Here is a 16,664-nt window from a genome sequence, read left to right as displayed (position 1 = left end):
AACACGAGGTTTGAGTGAATGGCCAAAGAACCCCAGGCGGCATCCGCCACCCAGTATGTCACCTTTCGTCTTGCCGATGAGACCTATGCCATCAATGTGATGCAGGTTCAGGAGGTACTCCGGGTCACGGAGATAGCTCCGGTGCCGGGGGCACCCCATTATGTGCTGGGCATCATCAATCTGCGGGGCAATGTTGTCACAGTCATCGACGCCCGCCGACGTATGGGCTTGATGGACAAGGATTCAGACGATGCTTCGCGGATTGTTATTATTGAAGTGGGCGGTCAGGTGGTGGGTATCATGGTGGACAGCGTGGCCGAGGTGATCGAACTGGCCACCAGAGACGTGGAACCGGCACCCAATGTGGGTAATGATGAAAGTTCCAAGTACATTCAGGGGGTAGCCAGCCGTGATGGCGAGCTGACCATTGTGGTGGATCTCAACAAGCTCCTCACCGATGACGAATGGGCCGAGGTGGCGTCACTCTGACCGGATGGTGGACAAGGGGAGGCAGAGAAGGTGGCAGATATTCCGATTTTGCCCACCCATCCGACGATTCCTGGTCGTCCGGTGCCGGAGGAGGGTGATGCAAGACAGCAGGTGATCCCCCCCGCTCCCCGGCGTCGGCGACCTCGGGACCAGGAATCTGACGACGAGGGCGGGGATGCCCGTGGCCGATCCGATTCATCGGATCGCCATAACCACAATGATGATCCCGATCACATAGACGAATACGCATGATTGCTTACATTGCCCTGGCTTTGTCCCTGTTGACCGCGTTGGCCTGCGGAGTGGTCTGTTTTTGGTTTAAACGTCAACTGGACGACCTGCGCAGAAGACTGAGCCTGCAGGAAACTTCCATGCTGGCCCTCAAGGGCGCTCTGAGCGCTCTGCATAGCGAGGAGCACCAGTTTGAAGCCTATCGCAAACGGGTAGATCAGCAATTGCAGCGGCTCTCCGAGCAACAGGAACAGGTACTGATGCGGGATGCCGATGAAGGCCCCTACCGGCAGGCTTTGCGGATGGTCAGACAGGGTGCCACCCGGGATGATCTGGTGGCCGGCTGTGGCTTGTCTGCTGGAGAGGCGGAGTTACTGCTGGCCATGCATCGGGATCAGTCCCTGTCCTGACGGGGTTTGCCGGCATCGGCGGGGGTCCTGCCGCTGAGCTTGTACACAAACGCCAGCACCTCCGCCACTGCCACATAGAGATTTTCAGGAATTTCCGCGCCCAGAGGCACTTTAGACAGGGTCATGCTCAACGTGGGATCCTGGTGTATGGGCACATTGTGGTGCTCGGCAATGTCCAGGATCTGGGTCGCCAGTTCCCCTTCCCCCTTGGCGGTCAGTCGGGGTGCTCCTCCCTGTCCTCCGTAATGCAGGGCAATGGCCTGTCGTTGACCTGGAGGCTGTGTGGTGTTTTTTTTCATCAGGCGTGACTGTCGATCAGGGCATCATCTCCATCCTGACGACCCGGTTGGGTGTTCGGTGGGGTGCCCTGTCGGCAGGTCAGTCCCTGGACTTCCAGATTTCTGGATTCCAGATGGGTCTTGAGCTGGGGCAGGGCTTGGTCGATGTGCTGTTGGGTTGTGGCTGAAACCGCCCAGAACTGTATGCTGACGCTATTTTCCCGCACCATGACCCGGATGCGCAGGGGGCCAAGTTCCGGCAGATCCATGGCCAGATCAGCTTTCCAGGCATAGTCATCCGCATCTTCCTGGTCCTTGTTGCGCCGGGCATCCCGGTCCAGGCGCATGTGTACCACATCCACCCCCTGCTCGCCCCGCAGGGCAAGTTCCAGCAACCAGCGCGGTAGCGGGCTGTCGTCTGTGCTGTCTCTGGCAGAGAGTTGATGAATCACCAGCCGTGCCATGGACTGTTCCACCTGTTGCCGCAGCAGGTCCAGCAGGGGTTCCCGCATGAGCATGGCCACGGGGGCCACCGGGGCTCTGGCCTGGGGCACCGGGTTGCTGTGTTTCAAGGGGGGAGGAATATCCCCGGCGGGTAACCGGCCCCTGGAGGCCAGGGTTCGTTCCGGGGTTGCCCCCCGTTCTGGCAATGGCAGGGTACGAGGCGGGTCGCGGGGCAGGGTGCGGGACAGTGCCCCCGTCAACTCACGGGCCTGCTGGTTGTTCAGGGTACGAAGCTGAGGATGATGGGGCGAGTTGAGGGTGCGCAGCTGTGCGTTGATCAGATGACGCACCTGCTCGCTGGTCAGATTGCGGGCCAGGGTTCTGGCCAGATCCCGGGCCTGTTCACTGGTGAGATTGCGGGCCAGCATCCTGGCCAGATCCCGAGCTTGCTCACTGGTGAGGATAGGGCCGGGTGACCGGTTCGGGTTGCTGCGGGTCTGGGCATCGCTGGAAGGGCGCGGAGATTCACCCTGGGGAGGCTGCTGGGGTGGACGGAGCAGTTCATTGAACGGGCCTCGAACCGACTCACCGGCAGCATGGCGTGGCCGGATGACCGGCAGGGCGCGCAGCTGTTCTGCCAGGGACAGCAGTCTGGCCTTGAGATCCTGAGCCACGTCCATCCTTGGTGTGCTCATACCTGTAGCCTGCACCAGCCGGGCCTCATAAAACAGGCCGGAGTTGAGTATTGCCTGGCGCAAGCCTTGGGGTGTGGTCACCTGCTCGGCAGTGGGCAAAACCTGCCAGAGCCGTTGCAGGGCCTGGTTGACGCCTTCGGGTAGGGGAGCGGCCCTGGCGTTGTCAGGTTGAACCAGATGATGGATGCTGGCCAGCAGGGGACCCTGAGCGGCTTGCAGAGGTGCCCATTGCCGGACCAGATGGGGTATGACCGTGGTCGTGGGTGGCATCGGGGACGGGGGGGGGGCTGGCATTTCCCGCAGAAGTGTCAATTCCAGTCGGGGGGTGACGGCATTCACCAGCAACTTGAGTTGATCGCCCGTCTGCACCGGGATGGGCAGCCTGAACTCCAGGGTCTCTCCTGCCAGTCTCAGTTGCACCGTTTCTCCTGGCCGCGGGTGGCCTGTGACCACTTGGGCCAGAATGATTTCTCCGGCCTGTAGTGCCTGACGGACATGGCCGACAGCAGTGGTCTGCAATGGAGAGAGGTGCAGGCGGACTGGGGGGGGAGAGGTGATGTCCATGACCACGTTACCATAGCCTGTGCCCCTGGCATCTGGCAACGCGCCTCTGATGCCTTCAATCCTGCATCCTTAACAGCAAGCAAAAAAACTTTCAGGAAAAAACATGAAAATCAGAGTGTTATTTGTCTGCATGGGTAATATTTGCCGTTCTCCAATAGCCCATGGGGTGTTTGAACATCTGGTGTTGCAATCCGGTTTGGCAGATCGGATTGAAGTGGATTCTGCCGGAACCCATGCTTATCACGTGGGGGAGTTACCCGACAGCCGGGCTCGCCGCACTGCAAAGGCCCGAGGGCTTGATTTATCGAGCCAGCGAGCACGGCATGCCACCCCTGCTGATTTGCAGCATTTCGATTATGTGCTGGTCATGGATGAGGACAACCTGGCCCACATGCGCCGTTTGGGGGAGGCTGGACAGAGATTGCATCTGTCCTTGTTGATGACCTTTGCCCAACAGCATCAGGAGAAGGAGGTGCCCGACCCCTATTATGGTGGGGAGGCGGGCTTTGAGCGGGTGATGGACATGATCGAGGATGCTTCGGCGGGATTATTGGCCCATATCCGTCAGGCCCATGGCCTGACAGATTAGCCAGGCCGGATCAAGCCTCCTTCTGATCCGGCCTGGGGGTTTTGCTTAATCCCCGGCATCCTTGGAGGGGCTGCCCTCTGCTGCTGTCGGCTTTGACGGTTCCCGAGCAGGGGCGGGCGCTGCCGGTGCCGCTGGTGCCGCTGGTGCCGCTGGTGCCGCTGGTGCCGCTGGTGCCGCTGGTGCCGCTGGTGCCGCTGGTGCTGCCGGTGCTGCCGGTGCTGCCGGTGCTGCTGGTGCTGCCGGTGCCGATGGCTGTTCGGACGACACCTTATGGGATGTGACCTTGGCGGCGGTGGTTTTGGAGGGCGCTTCTCCGTCATGCTCCCTTTCAGTCTGAGGGGAAGCCTTGGCGGTGGCCCCCGCCTTACTGCTGCGCCGGGAGGCTGGTCGCTGGGTTTTCACCGATCCCGAGGGACGGGCCCTGTCCTCTGCCAAAGGCGGGGTGTCCTTTGCGCCCGGATCAGGACGGGCTGCCGGAGGCGGCGGGCTGGTGGCGTCCTTGTTGTCGCTGTTCTTGTTGACGGTATCCCTGGATGCTTGTGCCACGGATTTACCCTCATCGCCAGCCCCGGCGGAGACGGGGGGGTGATCGGGTCTGGATGCCGGCCCATGGTCGCCCACAGGTGCCAGCGGTTTTGCCGACGCCGGTGGCGGGAGCTTGCGGGTTTCTTCATTGCCAGAGGCGGTCACCTGGGCAGCGGTTGCCGGAGCTGGAGAGGCTGCATCCGGTGTTGGTTTTGGCGTGTCCTGGGATGTTGCAGTGCCTTCCTTGTCCTGGGTTTGCCGTGAGGATGGAGAGGCTGCTTCACCATTTCGGCTTTCATTGCCTGTACGCTTGCGCCGCCGACCTCCTCGCCGGCCCCGACCTCGATTGCCTCCCTGATGATCCCGGCCTGTGGTGTCCTGGGGGGTGGTCGTTGGCGGGTTGTCGGTAGTCTCGGTCTGCCGGGGGGATTCGGTACCGGTTTCCGTCGCCCTGGATTCTGCGGTGGGGTTATCCTCCCGCGGATCCTTGCCCTTGACTTCATTGCCCTGACGCGGGCCATTCAGCGGACGGGATTTGTCCTCGGAGCCGGTTTCTTTTGGAGTGCGTCGACCCCGGACCGTGTTGCGCCGGGACCGTGACCCCCGGTTGTTTTCATGATCATCCTGGGAAGGGCGTTCACGGCGTGAGGGGGTTGGCGAGGTGGTTCGACCGGATTGTGGTTCACCTTCGGCCTTGGAGGAGAGGCTACGCACGGAGGATTTGAGTCGTCGGGGCGGCGGAGGCGTGTTGTCCGGTCGTTCGCTGTTGGAGAACAGGCTGTTCCAGATGCGGCTGAACAGACCCGGCAGGGAAACTGGCGAAACACTGCGCCGGGGCGTGTGCTGTTGAGGTTCCAGTTCCAGCGGCGCGGGGGCAGCAGGGGTGATGGTTTGCACCAGGGCTTTTTCCAGATGGCCCTTGCGGGGAGTCTGGGTGGTGAGTTCCGGCTCTTCTTCAGCCAGCATCTGGTAGCTGCTTTTGCCGGCCAGTTCCTCTAAAACCTCTTCCCCACGCATGCGGCGCACGGTGAAATGGGGGGTGAGTATGTTGGGACTGGGCACCAGGGTGATGTCCACGTTGTAGCGGTTTTCGATGGTGGCGATCACATCCCGCTTTTCATTGAGCAAAAAAGTGGCGGCATCCACCGGCAAATGGGCCAGCACCCGACCGGTTTTTTCCTTCATGGCCTCCTCTTCCAGCAGCCGCAGTACCGACAGGGAAAGGGATTCCACACTACGGATATGACCGTGACCGTTACAACGGGGACAGACGATCTGACTGGACTCCCCCAGGGAAGGACGCAGACGCTGACGGGACATTTCCAGCAGGCCAAAGCGGGAGATACGACCCACCTGGACCCTGGCCCGATCCACTTCCAGGGCCGCCCGCAGACGGTTTTCCACTTCTCGCTGGTTTTTATTGGGTGCCATGTCGATAAAGTCGATGACAATCAGCCCCCCCAGATCCCGCAGCCGCAGTTGCCGGGCGATTTCCTCGGCAGCTTCCAGGTTGGTATTGCGGGCGGTTTCCTCAATATCGCTGCCCTTGGTGGCGCGGGCGGAATTGACATCAATGGAGATCAGGGCTTCGGTATGGTCGATGACAATGGCACCGCCAGAGGGCAGGGTCACTTCCCGCTGGAACGCGGCCTCAATCTGGGTTTCAATCTGGTAGCGGTTGAACAGGGGCACATGATCTTCGTAGAGCTTGAGCTTGCGCAGGTTGTTGGGCATCACCTGCTGGACAAAGTCCCTGGCCTGGGAAAACACCCCTGGATCGTCGACGATCACCTCGGCAATTTCATTGCGCATGTGATCCCGCAAGGTGCGGATGATCACGTTGCTTTCCTGATAGATCAAAAACGGCGCCTTGCGGCTTTCGGCGGCTTCGGCAATGGCATTCCAGAGGGTTTTGAGGTATTCCAGATCCCATTGCAGTTCTTCCACACTGCGCCCCACCCCGGCAGTGCGGGCAATCAGCCCCATGCCCTGGGGCACATCCAGTTGGGCCAGGGCCTCGCGGATTTCGCTGCGCTCCTCCCCTTCGATGCGGCGGGAGACCCCGCCAGCCCTGGGATTGTTGGGCATCAGCACCAAATAACGCCCGGCAAGACTGATGAATGTGGTCAGGGCAGCGCCCTTGTTGCCCCGTTCTTCCTTTTCCACCTGGATGATGACTTCCATGCCTTCCTTGAGGGTGGTCTTTGGCGTATTTTCGGCGCCTTCACCATTTTGGCCCAGATAGGTGCGGGAAATTTCCTTGAAGGGCAAAAATCCGTGCCGTTCGGAGCCGTAATTGACAAAGGCGGCTTCCAGGCTGGGTTCGACGCGGGTAACCACCCCCTTGTAGACGTTGGCTTTTTTTTGTTCCCGGGAAGGCAGTTCGATGTCCAGATCGTAGAGCTTCTGGCCATCCACCATAGCCACTCGCAGCTCTTCGGGCTGCGTGGCATTGACAAGGATTCGCTTCATGAAGGGTATCTCGGATGCAAGGCCCGACCACGACCCGGTGGGCAACCGGTATGGGGGATGTCCCATGGAAGGGGCGTACGCCGCCGGTCACCAGGGCCCATGTGAGCAGCCACGGGAGCACGGCGCCCGCCTGTGACGCACACGGGGGCGTGGGGGCAGAATGGTTTAAAAGTCCGCTCAGAATGATCAAGGAAACCGTGTTCTGGAGCGTGAATATCCATGACGGGGAACGATCCGGCCCAAGGGCGAGCGTTCTCCGTTTGGTGTTCTGTCGGTCGCGGGAGGTGGGCGATGCGGGGGGCTTTGCGGCAACCACCAGGTTGCGGGAACCGCTCCGATATCTGCCGAGTCAACCCAGCGCGACAGGGCATCATAGCAAATCCGGCAAAAATCCATCAAACCTTTGAGTGACCTGTTATTATTCAGCGATGTCCAAAGCCCCCCAGTCCAGCCCTTTGACGGTTGTCTACGTCCAGGTCAGTGCGGTCGATGCCGGCCAGCGCCTGGATAACTTCCTGATGCGCCACCTCAAGGGGGTGCCCCGTACCCGGATCTACCGGCTATTGCGCAAAGGTGAGGTGCGGGTCAACAAGGGCCGAGCCAAACCCGATTACCGGGTTGTGACCGGCGATCAGGTGCGGATTCCGCCGGTTAGCCGCGATGAGCCGCGCCGGGACGACCGCCCCTTGGCGCCGGGGTTGGCTGATCGGCTGGAGCAATCGGTATTGCTGGCGGACGATGACCTGCTGGTGCTCAATAAACCCGCTGGATTGCCGGTGCACGGGGGCAGTGGGGTGGCCGTGGGGGTCATTGAGGCCTTGCGCAAGATGGGCCGGGGCGAGCCTTTCCTGGAACTGGCCCATCGTCTCGACCGGGAAACCAGTGGTTGCCTGGTCCTGGCCCGCAACCGCCGGGCGTTACTGGCCTTTCATGAACTGCTGCGAGACGGCGGGATCGACAAAATCTATCTGGCGCTGCTGGTGGGGCAATGGCAAGGGGAGGAACGCCGGGTGAACGCGGGCCTGGCCCGTCATATGCGCCGTGACGGCATCCGGCGGGTACAGGTGGACGAGGAAGAGGGCCGTGATGCGGACAGCCTGTTTATTCCGTTGCAACGTTTTGATCAGGCCACCCTGATGGATGTCCGTATCGGCACCGGGCGTACCCATCAGATTCGGGTACATGCAGCCCATACCGGACACCCGGTGGCCGGTGATCGGCATTATGGTGATTTTGAGTGTAATCGCCGTTTGAAACAGTTAGGGCTCAAGCGTCAGTTCCTGCATGCCCGAGCCTTGACGTTTACCCTGCCGTGCAGTGGTCGCACTTATACCCTTGAAGCGCCGCTGGAACCGGCGTTGGCCCAGGTGCTGGAGCGGCTTGCACCGTTGGATTGAGGTTTTTTGCCCATGACATCTGAAGAAAATCCCTATCAACTGCTGGTTTTTGACTGGGATGGCACCCTGATGGATTCGGTGGCGCGCATCGTGGCCTGCATGCAATCCACTATCGAAACCCTGGGCATTGCCCCATTGCCGGAACAGCGTCTGCGTCATGTGATCGGACTGGGCATGCAAGAGGCCATCCTGCAGCTTTATCCGGATGCGGACGACGATCTGCTCCATGCCTTCACTCAAGCCTATCGGGAACGGTTCCTGTTCAATGACGACGTCCCCATGCCCCTGTTTGCAGGCGTGCCGGAACTGTTGGATGATCTGCGCAAACAGGGGTACTGGTGTGCCGTAGCCACCGGCAAATCCCGGATGGGGCTGGATCGGGTGCTGGAGGAAACGGGGCTGGATATCCATTTTTTAACGACCCGTTGCGCGGACGAGACCCTATCCAAGCCCCATCCCCAGATGTTGCTGGATATCATGGACGAGCTGGGCGTGATGCCGGCGCGGACCTTGATGATTGGCGACAGCACCCACGACCTGCTGATGGCCCGCAATGCTGGCACCGACGCCCTGGGTGTGACCTCCGGTGTCCATTCTGCCCAGGAACTGCTGTCCCTTGGACCCAAGGGGTTGGTGGACGGGGTGGCCCAATTGCCAAAATGGCTAAAGTGCCGGTGTCAGGGGCAGTCCTCATAGGGCCTGTGGTCAAAAACATCATCTGCAATCAAGGATACTTTAACTGATGAATGCTTCCATGGAACCTGATGACGGCCAGCGCCGTTCTGCGCCCGAAAATCCCCCCGCTCCCGAAAACTGGGAACGGGAGGCCCTGCAGGAAATTGCCCTGGCAGGCGTCAAGGAGCGTCGCGCTGCCCGCCGCTGGGGCATCTTCTTCAAGCTGCTGGGCTTTGCCTATCTCTTTTTCATCCTGTTTGCGGTGATGGACTCCATGCCGGGCCGGGACGCGGATCGCAAGGTGCCCCACACTGCCCTGGTGGATGTCCAGGGCATCATTGCCGAGGGGGGCGCCGCCAGTGCTGATCTGGTGGTGAGGGGGCTGCGGGCCGCCTTCGAGAACCGCAATACCGTGGCGGTGATCCTGCGTATCAACAGCCCAGGGGGCAGCCCGGTGCAGGCCGGCTACATCAATGATGCCATCCGGCACCTGCGAGAACAGCACCCGGACATTCCCCTCTATGCGGTGATCTCCGATGTGGGGGCTTCCGGGGGCTACTATGTGGCCGTTTCCGCGGACCAGATCTATGCCGACAGGGCCAGCATCATCGGCTCCATCGGCGTGCGCATGGACAGCTTCGGTTTTGTGGATGCCATCGACCGCCTGGGCATCGAGCGTCGCCTGATGACGGCGGGTGGCAACAAGGGGTTGCTGGATCCTTTCATGCCGGTGCAGGCGGATGAAAAAGCCCACGTCCAGGCCATGCTCGATCGCATCCACATGCAATTCGTGGAGGCGGTGAAAGCGGGCCGGGGCGACCGGCTGGCGGATGATCCCCGCCTGTTCACCGGCCTGATCTGGACCGGCGAGGAAGGGGTTGAACTGGGCCTGATCGACGGCTTGGGCAGTGCCGGTTATGTGGCCCGGGAAGTGATCGGTGAAGAAAAAATCGTCGACTTCACCCGACGCCAGGATCTCTTTACCCGCCTGGCGGAAGGTTTTGGGGTGGCGACCCTCAGGGTGTTCCAGGAGAGCATCCAGGGCACCCTGAGATAACGGCCTGAAATCAGTTATCGTGCTTGCGGGCCGAAACCCCGGCGGTGAGGGTATAGCGCATGGCATCCTCCAGAGACAGATTCAGCGGCTCCACCCGTTCTTTGGGCAGCATCAGGGTGTAGCCGCCAATCTGGTAGCTCATGGGCAGGTAGACGGCGATCACCCCTTCACCGCCCAGGTTATCGGGCAGCCCGCTAAAGTCTTCCCGGGTGACAAAGCCCACCAGCTTGCCCTCCAGGCCCGGCAGGGTAACCAGCACTGCCTCACCGAACCGTTGCCGGATATCACTGGAAAACAGGCGGGTGACATCCCGCACCGTGCCATGGATGGTCTTCACCACCGGAATACGCTGCATCCAGCCTTCCACCCAGTTGAAGATGCCCTGTACCACATAGGCCCGCAATAGCAGTCCCAGCGCAAAGATCAGGCCAATACCGGTGATCAGTCCCAGGCCCGGAAAGTAGAGCATCTCGGGCAGCACCCACTGCAGTATCGTGCCCAAGAGGTTTTCCAGGGTATTGCTCAGCCAGAGCAGCAGCACAATGGTGACCAGCAGGGGCAGGATGGCCGCCAGACCGGTGAGGAAGGTACGGGTTATGCCTTTCAAGAGCAGCCTCCAGTTTTAAGCGCCAAGAACAGGATAAAACGCAAGGATAGTCCGGGTTGTTGTCTGGCTTGGTTGACACTCGGGGCAGGGCAATCTAATTTGACATCCATCATCAGGGTGAATCCGCCCACCGCCTCACCCGGCTCCAATTTATCAACAGGCACCAAGAGCATCATGGCAACAAAGCCCAAGTCCACAGTTGATCATACTCCCGTCCGGGTTGTCATCGTGACCATGGACACTCATCTGGCCAGTGCCACGGATCGAGCACGGATCAAGCTCCAAAAAGACCTGCCGGGCCTGACCCTGAGCCTGCATGCCGCCTCCGAGTGGCAGGGCAACCAGGAGGCCCTGGATGCTTGTCTGGCGGACATCGAGCAGGCGGACATCATCGTCGCCACCATGCTGTTCCTGGAAGACCAGTACAAGCCCATCGTGCCAGCCCTGGAAGCCCGGCGCGACACCTGCGATGCCCTGATCTGCGCCATGTCCGCTGCTGATGTGACCAAGCTGACCCACATGGGCAGCTTCGACATGTCCAAGCCCAGCAGCGGCCCCATGACCCTGCTCAAGCGCCTGCGGGGCAACAAGGACAAGGAATCCGGCGGGACCGCCGGCGCCCAGCAGATGAAGATGCTGCGGCGCATTCCCCAGCTTCTGCGCTTCATCCCGGGCACCGCCCAAGACGTCCGCGCCTATTTCCTCACCCTGCAGTACTGGCTGGGCGGTTCGGAAGAGAACATGAGCAACATGATTCGCTTCCTTGTCGACCGCTATGCCGCCGGTCCTCGCGCCGCCCTCAAGGGCAAGGTGTCGTCCTCCATGCCGGTGGAATATCCCGAGACCGGCATCTATCACCCGGACATGCAGCCCCGCATTTCAGACCGCCTGCAGGACCTGCCGGCCCGCTGGTCCGACAAGAATGCCAAGGGTCGGGTCGGGGTGCTGGTGCTGCGCTCCTATGTCCTGGCGGGTAATGCGGGCCATTACGATCCGGTCATCCGTCGCCTGGAAGAGGAAGGCATGCAGGTGGTGCCGGCCTTTGCCTCCGGCCTGGATGCCCGTCCCGCCATCGAAAAGTTTTTCATGAAGGATGGCCGTCCCACGGTGGATGCGGTAGTGTCCCTGACCGGTTTTTCCCTGGTGGGCGGTCCTGCCTATAACGATGCCCGCGCCGCCGAGGAGATCCTGTCCAGGCTGGACGTGCCCTATGTGGCCGCCCATCCGGTGGAATTCCAGACCCTGGACCAGTGGGGCAACTCCGACCGCGGCCTGTTGCCGGTGGAAAGCACCATCATGGTGGCCATCCCGGAACTGGATGGCAGCACCGTGCCCATGGTCTATGGGGGACGTCCCGGTGGCGAAGGCGCCACCTGTCAGGGCTGTGACACCCCCTGTACCTTCACCCAGGTCGAGAATCCCCAGGACATGTTTACTTGCAAGGAACGCACCACCATGCTGGTGGCCCGGATCTGCAAGCTGGTGGCGTTGCGCCGCTCCGAGCGCGCCCAGCGCAAGGTGGCCATCGTCCTGTTCAACTTTCCGCCCAATGCGGGCAATACCGGCACCGCCGCCTACCTGGCGGTGTTTGAATCCCTCTTCAATACCCTCAAGGCCATGAAGGCGGAAGGGTACCAGGTGGATGTGCCCGAGAACGCCGACGCCCTGCGGGAGGCGGTGATCAACGGCAACCGGGAGCAGTACGGCTCCGATGCCAACGTCCATACCCTGATCCCCGCCGAAGAGCACGTGCGCCGGGAACGCTGGCTCAAGCAGATCGAATCCCAGTGGGGCGCCGCGCCGGGCAAGCTGCTCAGCAACGGCAGCTCCATCCTGGTCCAGGGACGGCAGTTCGGCAACGTGCTGGTGGCCGTGCAGCCGTCCTTCGGCTATGAAGGCGACCCCATGCGCCTGCTGTTCGAGCACGGTTTTGCCCCCACTCATGCCTTCTCCGCCTTCTATCGCTACCTGCGGGAGGATTTCAAGGCTCACGCGGTGCTGCATTTCGGCACCCACGGCGCCCTGGAGTTCATGCCCGGCAAGCAGGTGGGCATGTCCGGCACCTGCTGGCCGGACCGTCTCATCGGCGATCTGCCCAATCTGTACCTGTACGCTTCCAACAACCCCTCGGAAGGGGCCATCGCCAAGCGCCGGGCCGGTGCCACCCTGATCAGCTACCTGACCCCGCCGGTGGCCCATGCGGGGCTGTATCGCGGTTTGCTGGACCTGAAAAGCTCCCTGGAGCGCTGGCGCGGTCTGGAGCCCGAGCAGGCCCATCAGCGGGAGGAACTGGCGGCCCTGATCCAGTCCCAGGCCGCCGAGCTGGAGCTGTGCAAGGCCGAGCCCCTGTGGGATGTCTCCGATGCCGGGGATGCGGACACGCAGATCCTCAAGCTCAACGAACAGATCCTGGAACTGGAGTACACCCTCATTCCCCACGGCCTGCACGTGGTGGGGCAGCCCCTGTCCGAAGAGGAGCGGGTGGACATGCTCCTGTCCATGGCCGAGGCCACCGACGAGAGTCGGCCCGACCGTGACCTGATCGAGGCCCTGGTCCGCACCGGTTCCGCCGACAAGGCGGTGAAGCAGACCGGCGCCCAGGTGGACGACGCCACCCTGGAGCGCCTGCGTGAACTGGCCAACGCCGACCATCTGCTGGCCCAGGAAACTGAGCTGGAAGGCATCCTCAAGGCCCTGGACGGACGCTACCTGCGCCCGGCCCCGGGCGGTGACGTCATGCGTACCCCCGAGGTGCTGCCCACCGGCCGCAACCTGCACGGCTTCGATCCCTTCCGGATCCCCAGTGCCTATGCCCTCAAGGATGGCGCCCGCCAGGCGGAACGCCTGCTGGCCCGCCATGTGGAAGAAGGCAACCCGTTGCCGGAGTCCATCGCCCTGGTGCTGTGGGGCAGTGACAACCTCAAGACCGAGGGCAGCCAGATCGGTCAGGCCCTGGCCCTGGTGGGTGCCAGACCCCGGTTCGACAACTATGGTCGCCTGGCCGGCGCCACCCTGATTCCCCTGGAGGAGCTGGGGCGTCCCCGGGTCGACGTGGTGATCACCCTGTCGGGCATCTTCCGCGACCTGCTGCCGTTGCAGATCAAGCTGTTGGCCGAGGCCACCTTCCTGGCCGCCAGCGCCGATGAACCGCTGGATCAGAACTTCGTCCGTGCCCATGCCCTGGCCTACCAGGAGAAGCACGGCTGCGATCTGGAAACCGCCGCCCTGCGGGTTTACGGCAACGCTGATGGCGCCTACGGCTCCAACGTCAACAACCTGGTGGAAAATGGCCGCTGGAACGACGAGGACGAACTGGCCGACACCTACACCCAGCGCAAGGGCTTTGCCTACGGCCTGTCCGGCCGTCCGGTGAAGCAGGACGCCCTGCTCAAGAGCATGCTGGCGGACGTGCAGCTCACCTACCAGAACCTGGATTCGGTGGAGCTGGGCATCACCACGGTGGACAATTACTTCGATACCCTGGGCGGTATTAGCCGGGCCGTGCGTCAGGCCCGGGGCGGCCAGGATACCCCGGTCTACATTGGGGACCAGACCAAGGGTGACGGGACCGTCCGCACCCTGTCGGAGCAGGTGGCCCTGGAAACCCGGACCCGGATGCTCAACCCCAAATGGTACGAAGGGGCTCTCAAGCATGGCTACGAGGGCGTGCGCCAGATCGAGGTGCATATCACCAACACCATGGGATGGTCCGCCACCACCGGTCAGGTACAGCCCTGGGTCTACCAGCAGTTGTCGGAAACCTTCATGCTGGACCCGGAGATGCGTGAGCGTCTGGCCGCCCTCAACCCCACTGCCTCGGCCAAGATGGCCAATCGTTTGCTGGAGGCTTCGGAGCGCAACTACTGGCAGCCCGACGAGGAGACCCTGGAGGCCCTGCGCCGTGCCGGCGAGGAACTGGAGGACCGTCTGGAAGGGACCTACGAGCAGCCGCCCGCGGCATGATAAGGGTGGCGGAGGTGCGGCGGCCACAGAGCCGCCGCCCTCCCTGTGTCCTTTCCCTGATTCATTGAGAAATCAGGCACAAAAAAAGCGACTCCGGTTTCCCGTAAGTCGCTTTTTTTGTCGCTAAATTTGGTGGGCGGTAGTGGGATCGAACCACTGACCCCTGCCGTGTGAAGGCAGTGCTCTACCGCTGAGCTAACCGCCCAAATGCGAAGAAGGGCGCATTTTATGGGGCGCGGGCAGGTAAGTCAAGTGTTTCTGCCCGCCGGCCAGCACCGTCTTCTACTCGCGCCCGCGCTTCGATCGGGTCCCCGTTTTCGGTGTAGACTATCACCTTGCCATTGGCAGCGCCCCGTGGTTTCCCGTGCCCAGATCGTGCCCCACGGCACAAAAAAGGACTATCTTGTCAACTACCCCGCCCTGAAGGCCGGAGCTTGTGAAAGCAAGCCGGGTTGACCAGGGTCAGCGGTGAAAACCCGCTACGTTTGCAACAGGTCGTCAAGACCCACCGGCGGATGCTGCCTCAGTCTGCCGCTCTGGAAGGTTAGGATCATGCTGGCGAAAGGTAAAGCGCCGAAGGTTCCAGCCGCCGCGTCAGCGGGAGCCGGTTGCAGACATTCCCGAGGGGAGATGAGGCGCAAGCCCTGCGTCACTGGACCCGTAAGGGTTCTGTTTTAGGAGATTTGAAATGGCGATTCTGGTACTGGACAAGAGGAAAAAGCCCCTGATGCCCTGCTCGGAGAAGCGGGCACGGTTGCTGCTGGAGCGGGACCGGGCCACGGGCCTGCCGGTGATCACCAGTAGCGGTGGCCGCACCAAATACAATCGACAGCGGCTGGGCATTCCCAAGACCCACGCCCTGGATGCAGCTTGTGTCGGGCCAGTCACTGCCACCACCCCTGGAATGTGCCCTCCTTGACGGTACGAGCCATGGGTCGGGTAGCCATTCGCGCCACCGGCAGTTTCAATATCCAGACCCGAAAGGGTGTGGTTCAGGGGATTTCACACCGCCATTGCCGTCTGCTGCAAAGGGCCGATGGCTATGCCTTTCAACCCAAACCCATACAGGAGGACGCGACCAGGGCCGCGTGATCGTGCTGCGCACGATGCGCTATCCCTCCCGCCCTGAAGGACGGGGTTTCTCGCGCAAAATGATGAATCCCAATCCGGAGAACTTGGTCTGGATCGATCTGGAAATGACAGGCCTGGACCCACAGTCTGATTACATTATTGAAATTGCTACTATTGTCACGGACAAGGAGCTAAACGTCCTGGCAGAAGGCCCGGTGATCGCCATTCATCAGACCGAGGAAATCCTCAGTCGGATGGATGACTGGAACCGCACCACCCACGGTCGCTCCGGGCTGGTGGAGCGGGTGAAAATGAGCCTGTATAACGAGGTTGAGGCCGAGGAAGAAACCCTGCGCTTTTTAAGACAATATGTGCCGCCCCGTGCATCCCCCATGTGCGGCAACAGCATCTGTCAGGACCGACGTTTCCTGTTTCGCTGTATGCCGGACCTGGAGGCATTTTTTCATTACCGCAATCTGGATGTCAGCACCCTCAAGGAACTGGCCCGACGCTGGGCGCCAGGGGTGCTCAACAGTCTGTCCAAAGACGCCACTCATCAGGCATTACAGGATATCCGCGATTCCATCACCGAATTACGCCATTACCGGGAGCATATGCTCAAGGTGTGATCAATTGGGCATCTCCTAAAACGGCACAATATGGACCTATTTGATTGCCGGGTTAATAAATTCCCCTGGCAGGTGAAATGCGCAGGGGAATGTTCAATGTTGTCCCAGTTGTGCAGAGGCAAAATCGACGAGCTGCTGGTAGTGACGCTGCCGGATGATGTCCTGCACGATGTTGGCATCCAGATTCAGCAAAAACCCGCGTGAACCCTCGCCCACTCGGGCGGGGAGGTCAGCGGGGGCCGCGCAGGCGGCCCTATTTTTGTGTCTTCTGCCCCTGAACATAGGCTTTCAACGTTGTGACGCTGTGCCGCCCTCGTCGGTAGACTGCATCCGCACTCACTTGAAATACCCCATTATAGCTGTTAATCTATGGCTATTGTAGCAGCGAGCACTGACATGCTGAAGGCCACAAAGATTACGCATCTACCCCACGACCGAACAGGCGGCATTTCTGAACTGCCAGTTCGGCGCGGTGCGCTTTGTCTATAACACCGGCCTTCGCATCATATCCCATCGCTACCAACACCACGGCCAGTCGTTGAGCGCCAAACACGACATCAAGAAGCTG

General features: G+C 61.3%; 15 protein-coding genes and 1 tRNA gene. 11 read left to right on the top strand and 5 right to left on the bottom strand.

The features are described from left to right. The first annotated feature begins 18 nt into the window (after positions 1-18). The gene (locus tag BMX62_RS08790) at positions 19-489 is read left to right on the top strand and encodes a chemotaxis protein CheW (RefSeq protein WP_090207528.1); all 471 of its coding nucleotides are present in this window, start codon (positions 19-21) and stop codon (positions 487-489) included. A gap of 248 nt (positions 490-737) precedes the next feature. Beyond that, positions 738-1,130: a DUF2802 domain-containing protein gene (locus tag BMX62_RS08785; RefSeq protein ID WP_090207525.1), complete on the top strand. Its 393-nt coding sequence runs from the start codon at positions 738-740 to the stop codon at positions 1,128-1,130. Here the strand turns inward: BMX62_RS08785 and BMX62_RS08780 are convergent. Beyond that, complete coding sequence (locus BMX62_RS08780) at positions 1,115-1,429, bottom strand: EscU/YscU/HrcU family type III secretion system export apparatus switch protein (RefSeq protein WP_090207522.1); 315 nt, start codon at positions 1,427-1,429, stop codon at positions 1,115-1,117. The two genes, BMX62_RS08785 and BMX62_RS08780, sit on opposite strands and share 16 nt — an antisense overlap. Further along, positions 1,429-3,111 carry a flagellar hook-length control protein FliK gene (gene fliK, locus BMX62_RS08775; RefSeq protein ID WP_143339721.1) on the bottom strand — a complete coding sequence of 561 codons (1,683 nt, stop codon included), beginning with the start codon at positions 3,109-3,111 and terminating at the stop codon, positions 1,429-1,431. Before fliK ends, BMX62_RS08780 begins: the two co-directional genes overlap by 1 nt. 103 nt (positions 3,112-3,214) lie before the next feature. Here fliK and BMX62_RS08770 point away from each other — a divergent pair, with 103 nt between their 5' ends. Then, the gene (locus tag BMX62_RS08770) at positions 3,215-3,700 is read left to right on the top strand and encodes a low molecular weight protein-tyrosine-phosphatase (RefSeq protein ID WP_090207517.1); all 486 of its coding nucleotides are present in this window, start codon (positions 3,215-3,217) and stop codon (positions 3,698-3,700) included. A gap of 45 nt (positions 3,701-3,745) precedes the next feature. On the opposite strand, the gene BMX62_RS08765 is transcribed toward BMX62_RS08770, so the two are convergent. Beyond that, on the bottom strand, positions 3,746-6,697 hold the full coding sequence (locus BMX62_RS08765; RefSeq protein ID WP_090207514.1) for an Rne/Rng family ribonuclease: 2,952 nt from the start codon (positions 6,695-6,697) through the stop codon (positions 3,746-3,748). Positions 6,698-7,125: 428 nt separating this feature from the next. Here BMX62_RS08765 and BMX62_RS08760 point away from each other — a divergent pair, with 428 nt between their 5' ends. The 3 genes from BMX62_RS08760 to BMX62_RS08750 are packed head-to-tail and all read left to right on the top strand — an operon-like array spanning position 7,126 to position 9,826. Beyond that, complete coding sequence (locus BMX62_RS08760; protein WP_090207511.1) at positions 7,126-8,094, top strand: RluA family pseudouridine synthase; 969 nt, start codon at positions 7,126-7,128, stop codon at positions 8,092-8,094. Between the two features lie 12 nt (positions 8,095-8,106). Then, on the top strand, positions 8,107-8,790 hold the full coding sequence (locus BMX62_RS08755; protein ID WP_090207506.1) for an HAD-IA family hydrolase: 684 nt from the start codon (positions 8,107-8,109) through the stop codon (positions 8,788-8,790). A 58-nt stretch (positions 8,791-8,848) separates the two neighbouring features. After that, the gene (locus BMX62_RS08750) at positions 8,849-9,826 is read left to right on the top strand and encodes a S49 family peptidase (RefSeq protein ID WP_090207680.1); all 978 of its coding nucleotides are present in this window, start codon (positions 8,849-8,851) and stop codon (positions 9,824-9,826) included. Positions 9,827-9,836: 10 nt separating this feature from the next. On the opposite strand, the gene BMX62_RS08745 is transcribed toward BMX62_RS08750, so the two are convergent. Further along, positions 9,837-10,433 (bottom strand): DUF502 domain-containing protein, encoded by a 597-nt coding sequence (locus BMX62_RS08745; protein WP_090207503.1) that lies wholly within the window; start codon positions 10,431-10,433, stop codon positions 9,837-9,839. Positions 10,434-10,607: 174 nt separating this feature from the next. Here BMX62_RS08745 and BMX62_RS08735 point away from each other — a divergent pair, with 174 nt between their 5' ends. Beyond that, positions 10,608-14,396 carry a magnesium chelatase subunit H gene (locus tag BMX62_RS08735; protein WP_090207497.1) on the top strand — a complete coding sequence of 1,263 codons (3,789 nt, stop codon included), beginning with the start codon at positions 10,608-10,610 and terminating at the stop codon, positions 14,394-14,396. Positions 14,397-14,526: 130 nt separating this feature from the next. On the opposite strand, the gene BMX62_RS08730 is transcribed toward BMX62_RS08735, so the two are convergent. Beyond that, a tRNA-Val gene (locus BMX62_RS08730) sits at positions 14,527-14,601 on the bottom strand. A gap of 483 nt (positions 14,602-15,084) precedes the next feature. Here BMX62_RS08730 and BMX62_RS12665 point away from each other — a divergent pair. The 4 genes from BMX62_RS12665 to BMX62_RS08715 all read left to right on the top strand — a co-directional run. Then, positions 15,085-15,315 (top strand): RRXRR domain-containing protein, encoded by a 231-nt coding sequence (locus BMX62_RS12665; RefSeq protein WP_143339719.1) that lies wholly within the window; start codon positions 15,085-15,087, stop codon positions 15,313-15,315. After that, a complete protein-coding gene (locus tag BMX62_RS12845; RefSeq protein WP_156055386.1) occupies positions 15,312-15,488 on the top strand; it encodes a hypothetical protein in 177 nt (58 codons plus the stop codon). The genes BMX62_RS12665 and BMX62_RS12845 overlap by 4 nt, the downstream gene beginning before the upstream one ends. Positions 15,489-15,550: 62 nt before the next feature. Next, positions 15,551-16,096, top strand: a complete 546-nt coding sequence (gene orn, locus BMX62_RS08720; protein ID WP_090207677.1) for an oligoribonuclease — start codon at positions 15,551-15,553, stop codon at positions 16,094-16,096. 421 nt (positions 16,097-16,517) lie between these two features. Beyond that, positions 16,518-16,664 (top strand): helix-turn-helix domain-containing protein (locus tag BMX62_RS08715; protein WP_202906236.1); only part of this gene is annotated, 147 nt, incomplete at its 3' end.

Origin of the sequence: Ectothiorhodospira magna (assembly GCF_900110965.1) — a bacterium.
Lineage (GTDB): Bacteria > Pseudomonadota > Gammaproteobacteria > Ectothiorhodospirales > Ectothiorhodospiraceae > Ectothiorhodospira > Ectothiorhodospira magna.
The sequence above is the reverse complement of the archived record's forward strand: the minus strand, read 5'-3'. Positions and strand labels throughout refer to the sequence as shown.